We start from the raw sequence: 15513 nt of genomic DNA on the forward strand, positions 1-15513 counted from the left end.
AGGCGTCACTCAGGTATAATTAAATATTACAGCAAGCATGGCATCTTGGCCTATACCAATTCTACTCAATAGCATCTCACGGGGGAAACCCCCGTTATTTATGATAATGTCTTTCTATGGTTTCTTTAATCAAATACTATACTGTTATGATTAGATGCTGCATCTATTGCATTCTTAATGTTATTTTTACGAATATCCTCTTTTGGGAAAAAAATAAAAGATCTGCAATCGCAAATCTTTCAATAATATTAATCAGTCTCCATTCTGTGTAGCCCATTAAATCGTTATTTCTTTTTTATTCTTTCTTTTCTTCTGTTGCCTTTTTTTCTTCTTTCTTTTCTTCTTTCTTTTCTTCTGTTGCCTTTTTTTCTTCTAAATAAATAGCTGCTGGTATAATCGTTTCGTAGCTTTCAACATTATGTTCTATAGGTTGTGTTAAAATAGTTAATCTAGCCTCTCCAACCACCTCTACTCCTAGTTCATATTCTACCTGAATAGCGATGGTTGGTACTCCAGATAGATCAACAATCGAGGTTCCATGAGAAACAGGATTTTTTTTGATTCGTGCTAAAATTAACCGATTAAAGTAATTTCCCTCAATAGAGCTAATTCCCTCAATATTCTCTACTTGGATTAATTCAGAAAAATTCCCATATTTTTTAGAAACATTGGTATCTCCATTGGCTTCATACCATACATGAATTTCAAATTTACCATCTACTCTTACATTAATGTTTTTTCTATCGAAATTTTCAAATTTACTATGGACAATTTCAGCATTAGTAATGGTACATCCTAATACACTACTAGGGTATGCATTTTCATTGGCTGTAATATGAATGGTTGTTTGATATATATGACTAGCGCTTCCACAAACAGCATTGGTGATAATTGTTCGCATATTTCCTTTATTTTTTTTATCCATCATTACCCTCCTTCGCATCAAAAAGTTTTCTTTATACCTATTGTATTCACCATTTACTAAGATGTGCTATTTAATATCATTTATTTTGTAAAAAAGTCTTCCTAAAGCCTTCCTTTAGAAGCTTTAAAAGTTTATAATTTCCAAGTCCCGCCGCTGGAATAATTGCTTTGCGTATTTTTATTTTATTTTCCCACCTAACTCTTACGATTTCTTATTTCATTATATGACAAAATGAATATTATGTATTAGGTCGAAACATAAAATACTACATTGGCCTTAATTCATAATCAAAGGGTGATAGCTTATGCACAAAATAGCTGTGGTAGGTTCAGGATATGTTGGGTTGGTGACAGGAGCATGCTTAGCAGAATTTGGAATGGAGGTTACCTGTATCGATAGAAATATAGCAAAGATTAATGGGTTAAAGAATGGAAGAATTCCAATTTATGAACCTGGGTTGGAACAGCTGGTGAAAAAACATTTTCATCACAAAAGGCTACATTTCACTACAAATATAAAGACTGCCGTTGAGGAAAGTGAAGTGATTCTTATTGCAGTGGGTACACCAACAAAAGAGGATGGTAGTGCTGATTTAAAATCAGTTTTACAGGTGGCTGAAGACATTGCTAAATATATCAATGGTTATAAAATTATAGTAGATAAATCAACGGTTCCTGTAGGAACAGGCCAAAAAGTGAAGCAAACCATCCGTAATATATTATCGAATAAAAATAATAATACCAGCTTTGATGTGGTGTCAAACCCAGAATTCCTAAGAGAAGGCTCTGCTATAAATGATTTCCTTAAACCGGATCGCATCGTGTTAGGAGTAGAGTCAAAAATGGCTGAAAAAGTAATGCGCGAGGTATATGCCGTACCTAATGGTCATGGAATACCCTTTATCGTTACGAATTTGGAGACTGCAGAGATGATAAAATATGCTGCAAATGCCTTCCTAGCCCTTAAGATTACCTATATCAATGAAATAGCAAATCTATGTGAAAGAGTAGGAGCGGATGTTAAAATGATTGCCGAGGGGATGGGGATGGATCACCGAATCAGTCCTAAGTTTCTTCAACCTGGACCAGGCTTTGGTGGTAGTTGCTTTCCTAAGGATGCTAAAGCCTTAGCAAAAACTGGACGGGATAATAGCCTTCCACTTACCCTTGTGGAGCAAACAATTATAGCAAATGAGCTTCAAAAACATCGGATGATCGAAAAAATCAGCAATAATATGGGTGATTTAAAGGGCAAAACCTTAGGCGTACTGGGAATTACCTTTAAACCGGAAACAGATGATATGAGAGAAGCTCCTTCACTGGTTATTTTAGAGGCATTGGTGAGAAAAGGCGCTTATATAAAGGTTTACGACCCTGCTGGAGAAAAAGAGGGTCGATTACGGTTTAATCATATTAAAGATAAGGTCGTTTTTTGTCAGGATGAATATACTGCTATAAAGGAAGTAGATGGAATTTTGATTTTAACAGAGTGGCCTCAGTTTAAGAAAATCGATCTGGATTATATCAAAAATCAGATGAAAGGGAATTACTTTTTTGATTTTAGAAATATTTTTGAAAGAAGTGCCATAGAAGCAAAGGGATTTCAATACTATTGTGTGGGGAGATAATATAGATGAGTAGAATAATGGTAACTGGCGGTGCTGGATTTATTGGTTCAAATCTGATCGATGAGCTTTTAAGAACCCATAATAAAGTAGTGGCAGTGGATAATTTTAATGACTATTATAATCCAAAGATAAAAGAAAATAATATTAAGGACATACTGGATAATATGCGTAGATTAAGTATTGAACCAGACAGTTTTAAACTGTATCGAGAAGATATTCGAGACAGAGAAAAAATGGAAGAAATACTTACTAATCATGAAATTACAATTATTATCCATCTGGCTTCCATGGCAGGAGTGAGACCCTCCATAGAGAAACCGAACCTATATTATGATGTAAATATTAATGGGACCCTTGCTCTTTTGGAAGTAGCCAGGAAAAACCCAGTGAACAAGCTTATATTTGCTTCTAGCTCTTCTGTCTATGGAAATAACCAAAAAATTCCATTTGAAGAAGATGATTCTGTAGATTACCCTATTTCACCCTATGCTGCTTCAAAAAAAGCAGGAGAATTAATATGTTATACCTATCATCATCTTTATGAAATGAGTATAGCTTGTTTGCGTTTTTTTACCGTATACGGTCCAAGACAGCGACCTGATCTAGCCATTAATAAATTCACTAGGTTGATGATGACCGATCAACCCATTCCAGTTTATGGAGATGGTTCTACTCAAAGGGATTATACCTTTATTGGAGATATCGTTGATGGCATTATGAAAACGATAGATTGGATTGATAAAAAAGAGAAAAAATATGAAATATTTAATCTAGGAGGATCAAAGAAGATTACATTGAATGAAATGATAGCAACCATCGAAAAAGCATTGAATATTAAAGCAGTGGTCAATCGATTACCCATTCAGCCGGGAGATGTGGATAAAACCTTTGCTGATATCTCAAAGGCTAGAGAGATTCTCGGTTATCATCCCAGTAAAGCATTTGAAGAGGGAATAAAGGATTATATCAGATGGCTAAGAAAACACATAAAGGAAGACTGTTGAAAAATCAACAGTCTTCCTTTATACATCTATCTTTAAGAAGGTATTCCTTCTAGTTTTCTTTTTTACTATATTATTTCACTTGATTAAACAATGCTAAAAGCTGTCCAGCAACACGATTCCAATTATATTTTTCTTCTGCAAGCTTTCTACTCATTTCTGCCATTTTCTGTGCTATATCACGGTGTTCCAAAAGATATGTTATTTTTTCAGCCATCACTTCGGGATTATCATATTCATAAAGAACGAAACCATTTACATTTTCTTCTATCACTTCAGCATTTCCTCCCCGTCTTGTAGTAATAATGGGTAGACCTGACGCCATCGCTTCATAATGGACTCGAGCGAGGGGCTCTCGCCACTGGGAGGCGCAAACAAAAATGTCCGCCAATTGAAAGTATTTTGGAACATCTGAAGGAGGTAAAAATCCAGTAAATATAACTTTTCCCTTTAGATTAGTGGATATTCGCTGAAGCTCTCTACCATAATCATCTGTTATATTACCACCATACCATTTACTTCCTACCAAAACCAAGGCCGTATTAGGATAAGCTTCCATCACTTTTTCAACAGCTTGCAATAGGATATGTGCACCTTTTTTAGGACTAAACCGTCCAACAAACAAGATTACCTTTTCGTCTGTAAGTCCAAGTGCTTCACGCATCTTTCTACTGTTTTCTTTTGCTTCATCAAACCAAGGGGGTATAAATTCTTTTATATCTGCTGCTGAATAGATGGGGGTTACCTTTCCTTCCACTTCAGGATACATCCCTTTTAAATCATCGGCTATGAATTGACTAACGGTTGTAATAAATTCACAGCTGTCAATGCATTTCTTTGCACGTATTTTATCAATTTTTTTAGGCGCGAACATTTCATTGTGAAGACTGAGACTGAATTTTACATTAGGCAAAGTAGATTTTAATCTTGAAATCCACAGGGGTCTGTTAAACACATGAATCAAGTCATATTCATCTGTGACAGCTTTTATAATATTTTTAATATATTCATCTGTTGTTTTTCCTGAGACCCGTACGTATTGTACATTTCCCACCCTTTCTTGATCAATTAATTTATCATTTTTCAAACTAAAGACTGTGATTTCATGATGTTTAGATAAAATTGGTACTATATTGCTAATATAAATTTGAATTGCACCTCCTAAAATAGGAGGTACAGGAAGCTTTTCTGTACATATGAGAGCAATTTTCATATTAATCCACCTTTAATAATAATTTTTCTAACAATTGTAGTTTTCTTCTTTCAAATGTTGCCGCTCCCTTAATTTTACTTGAACTAATGACTTTATCCTTTTTAAAAATATCCTTAACCGTTCCGAAAAACCAATGGGGATACATTAAATCAATAATCAATATTTTTTTGTCTTCCTGAGACAGTGGGTTAACTTCTTCATACCATTTTAGTAGTGACATGATTTTGTCTTCATTCCAGTTACGAGAATTTTGCATTTGTTTGCCAATGATTTTTCTCAAATCACGAAGGGGTAAATCATAGGTGGTACCATCGAGATCAATTACATATAAAATATCCTTACTATAGATAACATTTCCTTCTCCATAGTCTTGATGACAAAGAGTGCACTCTTGAAGTTGTATACTTGTTAGCTTTTCATAGGAGGATTTTTTTAAGGCTTCAATAGCCATTTTTGCAATTTCTAGCATTTCATCAATACAACTCAAATACGCCTGATGTGATGACATCTCTTCCTTTGATATAGCTACTTCTTTCCAATTTTCAAGTCTGTTATGCATGGACTCATATTGTTTCGGCCAATTGTTCAATTTAGAAGATACTCTAGCATAATCAGGTGGTGTATAACCTTTAGAAGCCAAGTGAAATCTTGCTAGACCCTTTACTGCAATAGCCAAATCTGAGGGTAAGCTAAAATTCAAGTCTCTACCTTGAATCCATTCATACAGCACAAAAAGCTGCCCTTCGTGCTCTGTAATGGCTTCATTATCTTTATTACGATAGATTTGCGGTACTTTACCCTGATTATTATATATGTGAATTTGTGCATTAACTGTAAAGGCTGCTTTATCCATTTGATGTCTTAATCTTTTCAAACAAAAAGTCTGCTCTTTATCCTTAAATTTCCAAAGGGTTTTTAAACCGTTGTTTTGTATGATTACTAAATCCTCTGGTATAAGCTGATAATTCAAAAGTACTTTTTTAGCTAACACATTTAAATCCGTAGAGGAAAGCTTTGAATTCATTTTTTAAACTCCTTTCTCTATGACGGTATTAGTTTTTCAAAATTTTCTAAAACAGGTATTAAGGATTTTTCAACTTTTAGCATCTCCTCTAAACGCTTTAGATATTTTAATTGAGTCCAGCTTTTGTCACGACCCTCATAATACTTACTCATAATTCCTGCAAATAAGTGGGGATATAGTAGTGTTGATTTTAAAACCTGCCATTGGCAAGGAGTTAAGGGATTGATTTCATGATAACAAGTCATTATATATTTAAAAGTTTCAGCATCCCATCCACCTTTTTTCTTCATAATCTTATTTAATATTTTTCTAATATCTCTTATGGGGATATCCAACGTAACTGAATCAATATCAAGTACAAATAGCTTTTTGGATTCAGTATAAATTAAATTACCTGCGGCGAAATCTTGATGGCACAGACAACCTTTATCTCCTGCCTCTTTAGACCATTGATGATAATTACTTTTTTCCAGTTTATTTACAGCGTCTTCCATTTGCTTGTAAAAGCTTTCAAACTCTTTTAGAATTATTTTTCCAAATTCCGTTGGCTGTTGATTAAGGCTTTCAGTTTTATAATAGCCTTCTAATTTATGCATCTCTCCTCGATATTTGGTAATCCATTCTCCCAAATGCTTTCTGACTTTTGTATTTGGTGAAGGAAAAAAGTCTTCGGAAGCTTTATGAAACTTAGCCAATTCCTGTACAATTAGTCTAATATTATTGTTGTTGGAATAATTAAGTGTTTTTCCACTAATCGCTTCACTCAATACATAACAAGTGTTATGTATTATTGCAAAGCGCTTACCTTCTTTTGTTTTTATAACGTCAGGTATATAAATACCCTTCTGCTTTAAATGTTCTACAGCATCTAGGATGAAATTTAGCGTATCACTAGATTGAGATTGTTTCTTTAATATTTTATATCCTGCAGGGGTCTGAATCCACCAAACTCCTTTTTTATCTTTATAGGATTCGTTTTTGATGCCAACAACAGTAATATCATATTGTTGTAAAGCTTCTTTAATTTCCTCATTAAAGTTAGACACATATTTTCCTCCTTATCAACAAAAGGATATAAGCTGAGATACATTGGTAACTGGTAAAACAATCAATAGAAATATTTTGAATAGGGGGACATCCCCCTATTCACTATTTTTTCTCTAATTTTTAATCTTCTTCTTGCTCTTCTTGTTCTTCTTCCTCTTCTTCCCTTTCTTTATAAACCCAACCAATTTTAATAGAAAACTTTCCTTCATATTCATCATTTTCGTATTTAACCTTATAATCTAGATCTCTATCATTGGGAATAATTACTTTTTCTCCTTCTACCTCCAAATCTTCCTTCATTAATTCGCCAACTATCTCCTTAACATACTTTAGGCATTCTGATTTTGAACCTTCATATTTTTCACTATAACCCATTGTTACAACCTCCTTTTTTTAGTATATTATATTCTTGTTAAGAAAAAAGGTATCATAAATTCATATATTTTTTTAAAAAAATATGAGTTTATGGAAATATTGATGTAAGGAAAATACTGTGCCTTTTAAAATATATTAATCAAAAGAGATCTGCTGTTGCACCCCAGCAGTTCTTTTTTTAGTATATTTCTATTATTTTGCAGCTACACTAAAGTAGTTTAATCATCATCTTCCCCGTATTCTTCTAAATAAATCGTTTCGGGTATAAGGATTTCATCCTCCTCATTTTGGGAGTTATTGAGATACGTCAAAACCTTCAATCTCACTTCTCCCGTCACTTCTATCTCTAATTCATATTCCACCTGAATGGCAATTGTTGGCATCCCAGATTGATTTACCAATGAAGTTCCAAGAACTGCAGGTCCTTTATTGATTTTTGCTATGATTGAACTTCTATGATCGCTTTCCTTATCAAAACTGATTTCCTCTATATTTTCAACCTCTATTACCTTCGAAAACTTTGCAATATTTTTTGAAATTTTTGTATCGCCATTGGATAGGTACCATACATGAACTTCGAATTTGCCATCTACTCTTACATTAATTATTTTTCTATTGGAATTTTCAAATTTAGTATCAACAATCTCAGCATTAGTAATGGTACACCCTAACACACCACTTGGGACTTCGTTTTTATTAACGATCATGTGCATAGTGGTGTGATATGTGTGATGGCCACTTCCTAAAACTACATTGGTAAAAATCGTCCTAAAACATTCATTTTTATTGCTATCCATCATTAACAACCTCCTCTCTTATGAAATGATAAAATTTTCCTTCTTACATTCATAATATTCTAAATATAGTAAGATGTTCTATTTTAGATGATTTTTTTACCTGATTATATATTCTACAGAATTAGCTATATTTAGCTATATAAAGTAGAGTCCCTCTCTTATTTACAATTTTGTTATAACTAAAGTTTTCGGTTTGACGTCGCATTTGACAACCGTTTCAAGTTTACAGACCTGAATCCTTCCAAGGAACAGATGATATGACTGCAAAATAGTGTATTTTAGACAATACAGAATTAAATGATAGATGTAATAATTCCTGCAATCATATAATGGGAAGCTATTTCTTAATTTCTATTGTCATTGGATTTTTTACCTTACTACTTGCTGTATTAGGTCTGTGGTCTGCGGGAACAGGAGTAATGGATGACCCTATTTCCTTTGGTACGGTTTTTAATGCTGCGATGGTTTATTTACCAGCAATGTGGATAATGATTGGTGTCGCAGTGTTGTTTGTTGGCTTTGTACCACAAGCAGCGGGCTTAACCTGGCTATATTTAGGATATTCATTCTTTGCCGTATACTTAGGGGGATTACTTCAATTTTCCCCTTTAATGAGTAAGTTGTCACCATTCGGCAATGTGCCTAAAGTACCAATTGAAGATTTGAATTTCACCCAAATTTTAATAATGATAGCTATAGCACTAAGCTTAATCGTGATTAGATTTATAGGATACAACAAACGGGATATACAAGGATAATAAGGAGACCTCCAGTTATAGAGCTGGAGGTCTCCTCTTGAACTTGCACAAATACAAATCAACAAGTGCTTCTTTCCTTTAAAACCGCTTCCCTCAAGCTCTTAGGGAAGTTGATTCTTTTGATACTCCTTTACGTTTAACATGATAAATGGTTCTAGTAATCCATTTTCTTTATATTTTCATATATATTATTCTTTTCTTTTGTAACAATAAACTTATCTAATAAGTGGGAAATTATCATGATACCAGGAATATTGATTAATAAACGTGTGATAGCAAAATCGCTCCCTAGAGCAGTCATTTCAAAGAGAAACATTGGTATCTTAGTAGTAGACCATGCTCCAATAAATATTAAAATATTACTAAATTTTGCTCCCTTTTTCATCAAAATAAGCGCAATTGGAAAGGCACCATAAAGAGGACCTGCTGCTGCAGAACCCAGTAGGAAGGCTAGAACTATGCCTTTTATGCCAGAATCTTCTCCCATGTACCTTACCATAGTTTCCTTGGGAACCCATACATCTAAAAGACCTAGTAAAATGAAAACTGGAGGAATCACCATAGCCATTTCTCTAAAACTAAATCCAACTACACCTATAGCTTCTATACCTAATTTTTGGTCTATAGCTGTTAAAATGCCAAGAGCAACCAGTGTAATTGTAAAAAAACGATAACGCTTAAGTAAAGTCTTCATTGATGGATTTTTTGCTGAAAAGTTCTTCATGTTCCAAGCACCCTCCCCATAATATAAGCCACAACAAAAGAAAATATAAAAGCACTAATGTTTCTCCAAAAAGTTAGCTTTCTTCCAAAAAATTGGCTTTCTATTGGTATTGTTACTACGCCCACCATCATAAGAGATGAAATAAAGGCTGCAATTTGTACTAATCCAGCACCATTTTCAAACAGTAAAGCTGCTGTTGGAAAGGCAACAAAGCCAGGGATTAAAGTAATTGCTCCTATAACAGCTGAAATAACGGTACCCATCAAGCCTGATTGTCCACCGATTATTGCGCCAATAATTTGTGGATTTAAAACAGAAAGCAGAATTCCTACCAATATGATGACGCCTAAAAATTGTGGCAAAATGTTCTCAAAAGACTTCCATGCCTTTTTTAAGGCTGTTTTGGTTTTCCTTGCATCTTTTCTATAGGAAGCCATTAGTAATATAAATACAACAGCATATAAGATTCTATTTGTCATGATTTCCCTCCTTATGAATCTAACATTCTTATTTATAGTATTTCTTATTTATATATCTACTTATCTTTTATTTTAACACATATTAAAATAGGTTATGAATTTGTAAACAAACCCATCTTTAAACAGAAAAATCTCCTTCTTACTTTCATTCATATAATGCCTATCCTTCTAATTGCTTTTTGCGGACGATAGTCCCAGCATGCTACCCACGATTCCAAGAATTCCACTCATCATCGTAATCAATAGGGTCATGTTAGATATAAGAGCTTCACGGGGAGGTAAAGGGATAAAAGGTAAAGGCCCCACCATTTGAGTATAGACTTGTTTTAACGTAACAGCTGTCATTGCTGAAGCTAACATGCCTCCTCCTAGTGTTAATAACAATCCTTCCAGTATAAAAGGGAATGCAATAAAGCTTTCAGGTGCCCCTAGAAGTCTCAAGGTATTTATTTGATCCCTATTGTTGTAGATTCCTTGCCTAATAATATGTGATGTAATAACCAACGTAGAAATTCCGACAGCAGCTACAACCAAATATCCTATAAACCTTAATATCTCAGCTATGCTACGAAGACGTTCTAAAACCTCTCCGTTATCTCTAACATGCTCAATTCCCGTCATCATCTCTAGTTTTTCTAGGATAGGTTCTATTTTCTCTAGATGAATTTTCACCTCAATAAAGGAACTGAAGGGATTATCATCAAAAAACTCCAAGACGCGGGCTTCTTTCCCCAAGATTTCCACCATCCTACCATAGGCTTCATCTTCATCGACTACCCGTGCCTCCCGTACACCCTCTATACTCTCTAGCTTTTTAACTAACTGCAAGACCTCTGTATCATCAATGCTTTCATCAAAATAGACACTCATTTCCGCTTCTCCTTGAATAACTTCCACCACTTGACTGCTTACCCACCAACCAGAAATCACCATAGCAAGAATAAAGAAAATAAGTCCTGTGCTAAAAAGCGAGAAAATATTGGACAGTAAGTTTAACTGGATCATAGTTTTTACTTCTTTTAGAAAGTAACCTGTATTATAAAATATATTTTTCATTTTATGCTCGTCCCAGCCTTTCCCAGCAAACATTTCCCTTATCCACCTGTATAAGCTTGATATCTTCTTTATCATCAATCAAGTGGGTTGCATGGGTAGTAATGATTACCGCTGTTTTATGATCTTTGAAGGAAGTCAAAAGTTCTAATATATTTAAGGCATTCTTCAGGTCTAAATTGCCAGTAGGTTCATCTGCCAGTATTAATACTGGCTTTCTAGCCACCGCCCGAGCTATGGCTACCCTTTGACATTCTCCCCAAGACAGGTTATCCACCAGTGAAAATATCTTATGTCCTAACCCTACCTTTACTAGGGCATTATTGGCATTCTCCTTTAGTTGACTAGCGGAAATACCTAAAAATCGCATCCCCAACATAACATTTTCTATAGCGGTTCTCCCTTTTATTAGCTTAAACTCTTGAAAAACTGGACCAATCGACATACGCAATCGCCTAATGTTGGTAGCTTGACCTTTCACTATAGGCTGTCCTAGCACATTTAATTTCCCCGATGTTGGATACTCCATTCCCATAAAAAGTTTTAAGAGACTTGTTTTTCCCGATCCACTAGGTCCTGTGATATATACCATCTCACCAGGTTCCACTCCCAAATCTACATCTTTTAAAGCCATGGTGCCATCAGTATATTGCAAAGACACTCCTTGTGCTTCAATCATTTTTATTAACCTCCCCAGTATTGTACTAGAACAAAAGAATCTCCACCTATCTTGTAATTTATTAGCATTCATCCTGCTTTTAGCTCGTATCATAAGACTGGTTTAACTTGTAATTCTAAATACCCCTCCATACTTTCTATAGAAAGTATAATATTATTCCCTATCAATGGCTTGAGGTTTAACACTGGATAACCTTCTCGAAACAATTCTTCTATAGCGGCGGGCTCCAGCGGCATCCCGTAAAAGCTTCCTTCATTCGGCTGAAAACTTAAAACTTGCTCACCCTCAATAATAAATATACCCGAAAGAACAAGATGTTGTTTCGGCAAGGACATTTCAAATTTCCCTTGATATAACCTTAATGCCATTTCTTGAAGACCAGAATCTCCTGTTATTATATCATTGAGGGCTTTCTCATCTATGGATCCCTTAATGCTAAAAAAGGAAAAAGTTGTTTTTAAAGCATCTGGTGGCCAGTTGCCAGCTTCGATGATACGCGAAAACTCTTGTGTGATTTCTGAGAGTAAAGGCTTAAGTTGGTCCCATACCTGCTGTATATTTGCCAAGTGCTCCTGATAATACTCCTTTTCTTCCTCAAGAGATACCAGAAAGGCTTCCATTTCTTCTTTTAATTCTAACTTTTTCACCAAAGAATCTCTTAACTTTTCTTGACTGATCTCCATTAACAAGAGCTTTTCAATACGTTTTGTCTTTTCTGCTGACAACTTCTCGCTGCTTTCCTCTAGTGACTCCAATAGCTCTCCTGTATTACGGGTAAGATCTCGTAAAATATTTATCCTTCTAAGAAACATCGCTAGGCTATCCGAATCTAAAATTATTTCTAAATAAGATCCAGGCCCCCTCCTCTGATAGCTCTTAAGTACCTGCTTCAAATCTTCTTGCTTTTTTTTAAAGGCGATTTCTTCACCTGCAATCACCATTTCTAAATCTTGAATTTCTCGATTCATTAATTCTATTTCCTGGGTAATTTCCTCTTCTTCTCTCTCTATTTCTTCTATCTCCTGCAACAAGGTAAACAGGTTTTTAAGGATTTCCCTTTCCTCCTCAGAAATGCCCACTAATCTATCCTCAACCTCCCCAAAGGGCCCTGCTCGGCCAGCCGCCGTAAACGGAGAAAAAGCCATCGTAACAAAAACAATGACTAGTCCTGAAATCAGAAATAATTTTATCTTCTGAACTTTAGACATATAGCTTGTCCCCCTCTTAACATCACTTAGCAAATTCTATTTTGTCTAAATCATAGTTTAATTTTACCAGAATGTCTTCCATACTAAAATCTTTTTTTATGAAAGATATTACTTAATCTGAAAGTCTTCCCAAATGATAAACTTCCACAACTTTAGTTATTAATGAATTTTAACCGATCAATAAATCAAGTGAAATAAGACTGTATTTTAGTCCAAAGGAAGTAAAAAAAGCGACTGGTTTTTGCCAATCGCTTTTTGCTGAGATCTGTTTGAACATAGTATTGATAAATATGAATAGTATCTCTCAAAACACTGCTGTATTTGGTGTTTTTCATCATAGTAAGACTGGTTTTCTTTTTCTTGAGACAGTCCCCTTTGAAATCTATAGATTTTACTCAGATTCTATAAAGCTTAAATTTTCCAATGCTTTTTCTAGCAAATCTTCTTTCTTTAGATAAGTACCAATAGCAGGTATTTTTCCCCTATAGTATTTTACATCTGCAAATACCACATCCTCCAGAGCTCTAATCTTTGTTAATGTACTGTGATTCTTTGATTTCAACACCTGAACTCCAATAGAATTTCTGGTAGTTTTTACACTGATCTCACTAGTATTAAAAACTAGGATTTTTTTAATGCTGCTTACTGCCACCAACTCTTTGTCTTCTTTAATGTGTTCGATATAAACTAATTCAGCCTCATTAGAATAAGCATTTGCCAACTGTTTTCTATTGGTCTTTGTCTGATAGCTTTCCATAGCAATTTTCCCGCACTTACCATTTTTATAGAAGAACAACATATGTCCACTATAGTCATCGGTAGCTGTCATATAGATGATTTTTTCCTCCTCTGCTAAGGCCAGTAGGTTTTTCAAATAATCCCCTAGGATACTTGTCTTTTTATCCTCTAACTCATGGCATCGAACTTTATAAACCACATGTTTGTTAGAAAACAGTAGTAAATCTGACTTGTTAGTACCATCAATTTCTTGAACAATAAAGTCATTATCCTTTAACTTATGACCATTGGTACTACTCCTCCAGGATGCCAATGACACTTTTTTTAGATAGTTCTCGTTGGTTAAGAATAGCTTTACGTTGTAGTCTTCAATCAAAAGTTCTTCTTTAACTACTTCTATGTGCTTTTCTTCAATAATTTCTGTTTTTCTAGGGTTTCCATACTTCTCAGATACAGTTTCTAGCTCCTTGATAATGAGTTTATTCACCTTATCCTCATTTTTCAAAGTAGCATCAAGATTTTTAATTTCCTTTTCTAGAATTTTAATATCTTTGGTTTTGTTTAAAATATATTCTTGATTAAAGTTTCTTAGCTTGATATCTGCAATAAATTCAGCTTGAATTGCATCTATTTCAAAGCCCTTCATTAGGTTGGGTACAACTTCTTTATCCTTTTTTGTATCCTTAACAATTTTTACTGCCCGATCTATATCTAAAAGGATTTTCTCTAAACCCTTTAATAGGTGCAATCTTTGTTGCTTTTGATCAATATCAAAGGCTAATTGCTTTTTAATGCAGCTCACTCTAAAGGTTGTCCATTCTTTAATAATCTGTTTTACACCTAAAACCTTGGGGTTGCCATTAATCAAGATGTTGAAATTACAGCTAAATGTATCCTGTAACGTTGTCATCTTAAACAATCGATTCATCAAGTGATCAGCATCAGTATTTCTTTTTAAATCCAGGGTAATTTTCAAACCTTCTTTATCGGTTTCATCCCTAATATCATTAATATCTTTAATCCTTCCTGCCTTTACTAACTCGATGATTTTTTCTATGATTGCCTCTGTAGTAGTTGTATAGGGAATTTCATAGATCTCTATACAGTTGTTTTGCTTGTCATATCGATATTTTCCCCTTAAATGGAAGCTACCTTTCCCGGTGTCATAGATGGCTTTAAGTTCTGATTTATTAAGGATAAACTGTCCTCCGGATGAGAAGTCAGGCGCTTTTAAAAACTGACTTATATCCACCTCTTCATCCTTCAAAAATTCAATGGTAGCTTCACATACTTCTTTTAAATTAAAACTACACATTGAACTTGCCATACCTACGGCAATCCCCATATTGGGATTGGCAAGGATATTTGGAAAGGTAGTAGGCAGTAATTTTGGCTCCTCTATAGTATTATCATAGTTTGGCACAAAATCTACCGTATTCTTGTTAATATCTTTAAAAAACTCTTCACAAATCCCCTCTAATTTTGCTTCAGTATATCGGGGTGCTGCATAGGCCATTTCTTTAGAATAGTTTTTTCCAAAGTTCCCTTTACTATCGATTAAGGGATGTAATAGTGCCTCATTCCCTCTCGTTAACCGTACCATCGTCTCATAGATGGCGCCATCTCCATGGGGATTTAATTTCATGGTTTGTCCAACAATATTTGCTGATTTAGTTTTTGCCCCCTTAAGCAACCCCATTTTAAACATTGTATAGAGTAGCTTGCGATGGGATGGCTTTAATCCGTCAATCTCAGGTAATGCTCTCGAGATAATAACGCTCATTGAATAGGGCATATAATTTTTTTCTAAAGTTTCTATTACATTCAGATGGGTTAGTTTAGACTGCATATGTACCCACTCCTTT

Annotated in this window: 15 protein-coding genes; 3 read left to right on the plus strand and 12 right to left on the minus strand. The window is 34.5% G+C overall.

Going from position 1 to position 15513, the window contains the following annotated elements; all coding sequences use genetic code 11:
• Positions 1–295: 295 nt before the first annotated feature.
• Positions 296–925 carry an outer spore coat protein CotE gene (gene cotE, locus CHB72_RS09320; RefSeq protein ID WP_176431291.1) on the minus strand — a complete coding sequence of 210 codons (630 nt, stop codon included), beginning with the start codon at positions 923–925 and terminating at the stop codon, positions 296–298.
• Between the two features lie 304 nt (positions 926–1229).
• Here cotE (CHB72_RS09320) and CHB72_RS09325 point away from each other — a divergent pair, with 304 nt between their 5' ends.
• Both CHB72_RS09325 and CHB72_RS09330 read left to right on the plus strand, forming a co-directional pair.
• Positions 1230–2552 carry a UDP-glucose dehydrogenase family protein gene (locus tag CHB72_RS09325; RefSeq protein WP_089282619.1) on the plus strand — a complete coding sequence of 441 codons (1323 nt, stop codon included), beginning with the start codon at positions 1230–1232 and terminating at the stop codon, positions 2550–2552.
• A 5-nt stretch (positions 2553–2557) separates the two neighbouring features.
• Positions 2558–3556 carry a GDP-mannose 4,6-dehydratase gene (locus CHB72_RS09330; protein WP_089282620.1) on the plus strand — a complete coding sequence of 333 codons (999 nt, stop codon included), beginning with the start codon at positions 2558–2560 and terminating at the stop codon, positions 3554–3556.
• Between the two features lie 70 nt (positions 3557–3626).
• Here the strand turns inward: CHB72_RS09330 and CHB72_RS09335 are convergent, their stop codons facing one another.
• The 5 genes from CHB72_RS09335 to cotE (CHB72_RS09355) form a co-directional block, all read right to left on the minus strand.
• Entirely contained in the window at positions 3627–4766 is a 1140-nt protein-coding gene (locus tag CHB72_RS09335; RefSeq protein ID WP_089282621.1) for a glycosyltransferase family 4 protein, read from the minus strand.
• A gap of 1 nt (position 4767) precedes the next feature.
• On the minus strand, positions 4768–5790 hold the full coding sequence (locus tag CHB72_RS09340) for a CotS family spore coat protein (RefSeq protein ID WP_089282622.1): 1023 nt from the start codon (positions 5788–5790) through the stop codon (positions 4768–4770).
• Between the two features lie 17 nt (positions 5791–5807).
• A complete protein-coding gene (locus CHB72_RS09345) occupies positions 5808–6836 on the minus strand; it encodes a CotS family spore coat protein (protein WP_089282623.1) in 1029 nt (342 codons plus the stop codon).
• 121 nt (positions 6837–6957) lie between these two features.
• The gene (locus tag CHB72_RS09350) at positions 6958–7212 is read right to left on the minus strand and encodes a hypothetical protein (protein WP_089282624.1); all 255 of its coding nucleotides are present in this window, start codon (positions 7210–7212) and stop codon (positions 6958–6960) included.
• Positions 7213–7430: 218 nt separating this feature from the next.
• Entirely contained in the window at positions 7431–8009 is a 579-nt protein-coding gene (cotE, locus tag CHB72_RS09355) for an outer spore coat protein CotE (protein ID WP_176431292.1), read from the minus strand.
• A gap of 329 nt (positions 8010–8338) precedes the next feature.
• Between cotE (CHB72_RS09355) and CHB72_RS09360 the strand changes: the two genes are divergently transcribed.
• Positions 8339–8767, plus strand: a complete 429-nt coding sequence (locus CHB72_RS09360; RefSeq protein WP_089282626.1) for a hypothetical protein — start codon at positions 8339–8341, stop codon at positions 8765–8767.
• A 154-nt stretch (positions 8768–8921) separates the two neighbouring features.
• Here the strand turns inward: CHB72_RS09360 and CHB72_RS09365 are convergent, their stop codons facing one another.
• The 6 genes from CHB72_RS09365 to CHB72_RS09390 form a co-directional block, all read right to left on the minus strand.
• Positions 8922–9491: a permease gene (locus CHB72_RS09365; RefSeq protein WP_242975086.1), complete on the minus strand. Its 570-nt coding sequence runs from the start codon at positions 9489–9491 to the stop codon at positions 8922–8924.
• Positions 9488–9970 carry a permease gene (locus tag CHB72_RS09370; RefSeq protein ID WP_089282627.1) on the minus strand — a complete coding sequence of 161 codons (483 nt, stop codon included), beginning with the start codon at positions 9968–9970 and terminating at the stop codon, positions 9488–9490. Before CHB72_RS09370 ends, CHB72_RS09365 begins: the two co-directional genes overlap by 4 nt.
• A gap of 168 nt (positions 9971–10138) precedes the next feature.
• A complete protein-coding gene (locus CHB72_RS09375) occupies positions 10139–11059 on the minus strand; it encodes a cell division protein FtsX (RefSeq protein WP_242975087.1) in 921 nt (306 codons plus the stop codon).
• On the minus strand, positions 11028–11702 hold the full coding sequence (locus tag CHB72_RS09380; RefSeq protein WP_089282628.1) for a cell division ATP-binding protein FtsE: 675 nt from the start codon (positions 11700–11702) through the stop codon (positions 11028–11030). The genes CHB72_RS09375 and CHB72_RS09380 overlap by 32 nt, the downstream gene beginning before the upstream one ends.
• Positions 11703–11791: 89 nt before the next feature.
• Complete coding sequence (locus CHB72_RS09385; RefSeq protein ID WP_089282629.1) at positions 11792–12910, minus strand: coiled-coil domain-containing protein; 1119 nt, start codon at positions 12908–12910, stop codon at positions 11792–11794.
• A 391-nt stretch (positions 12911–13301) separates the two neighbouring features.
• Positions 13302–15497, minus strand: coding sequence for a DNA gyrase/topoisomerase IV subunit A (locus CHB72_RS09390; RefSeq protein ID WP_089282630.1), 2196 nt, complete (start codon positions 15495–15497; stop codon positions 13302–13304).
• Positions 15498–15513 lie beyond the last annotated feature (16 nt).

Origin of the sequence: Anaerovirgula multivorans (genome assembly GCF_900188145.1) — a bacterium.
In the GTDB taxonomy this organism is placed as follows: Bacteria; Bacillota; Clostridia; order Peptostreptococcales; family Natronincolaceae; genus Anaerovirgula; species Anaerovirgula multivorans.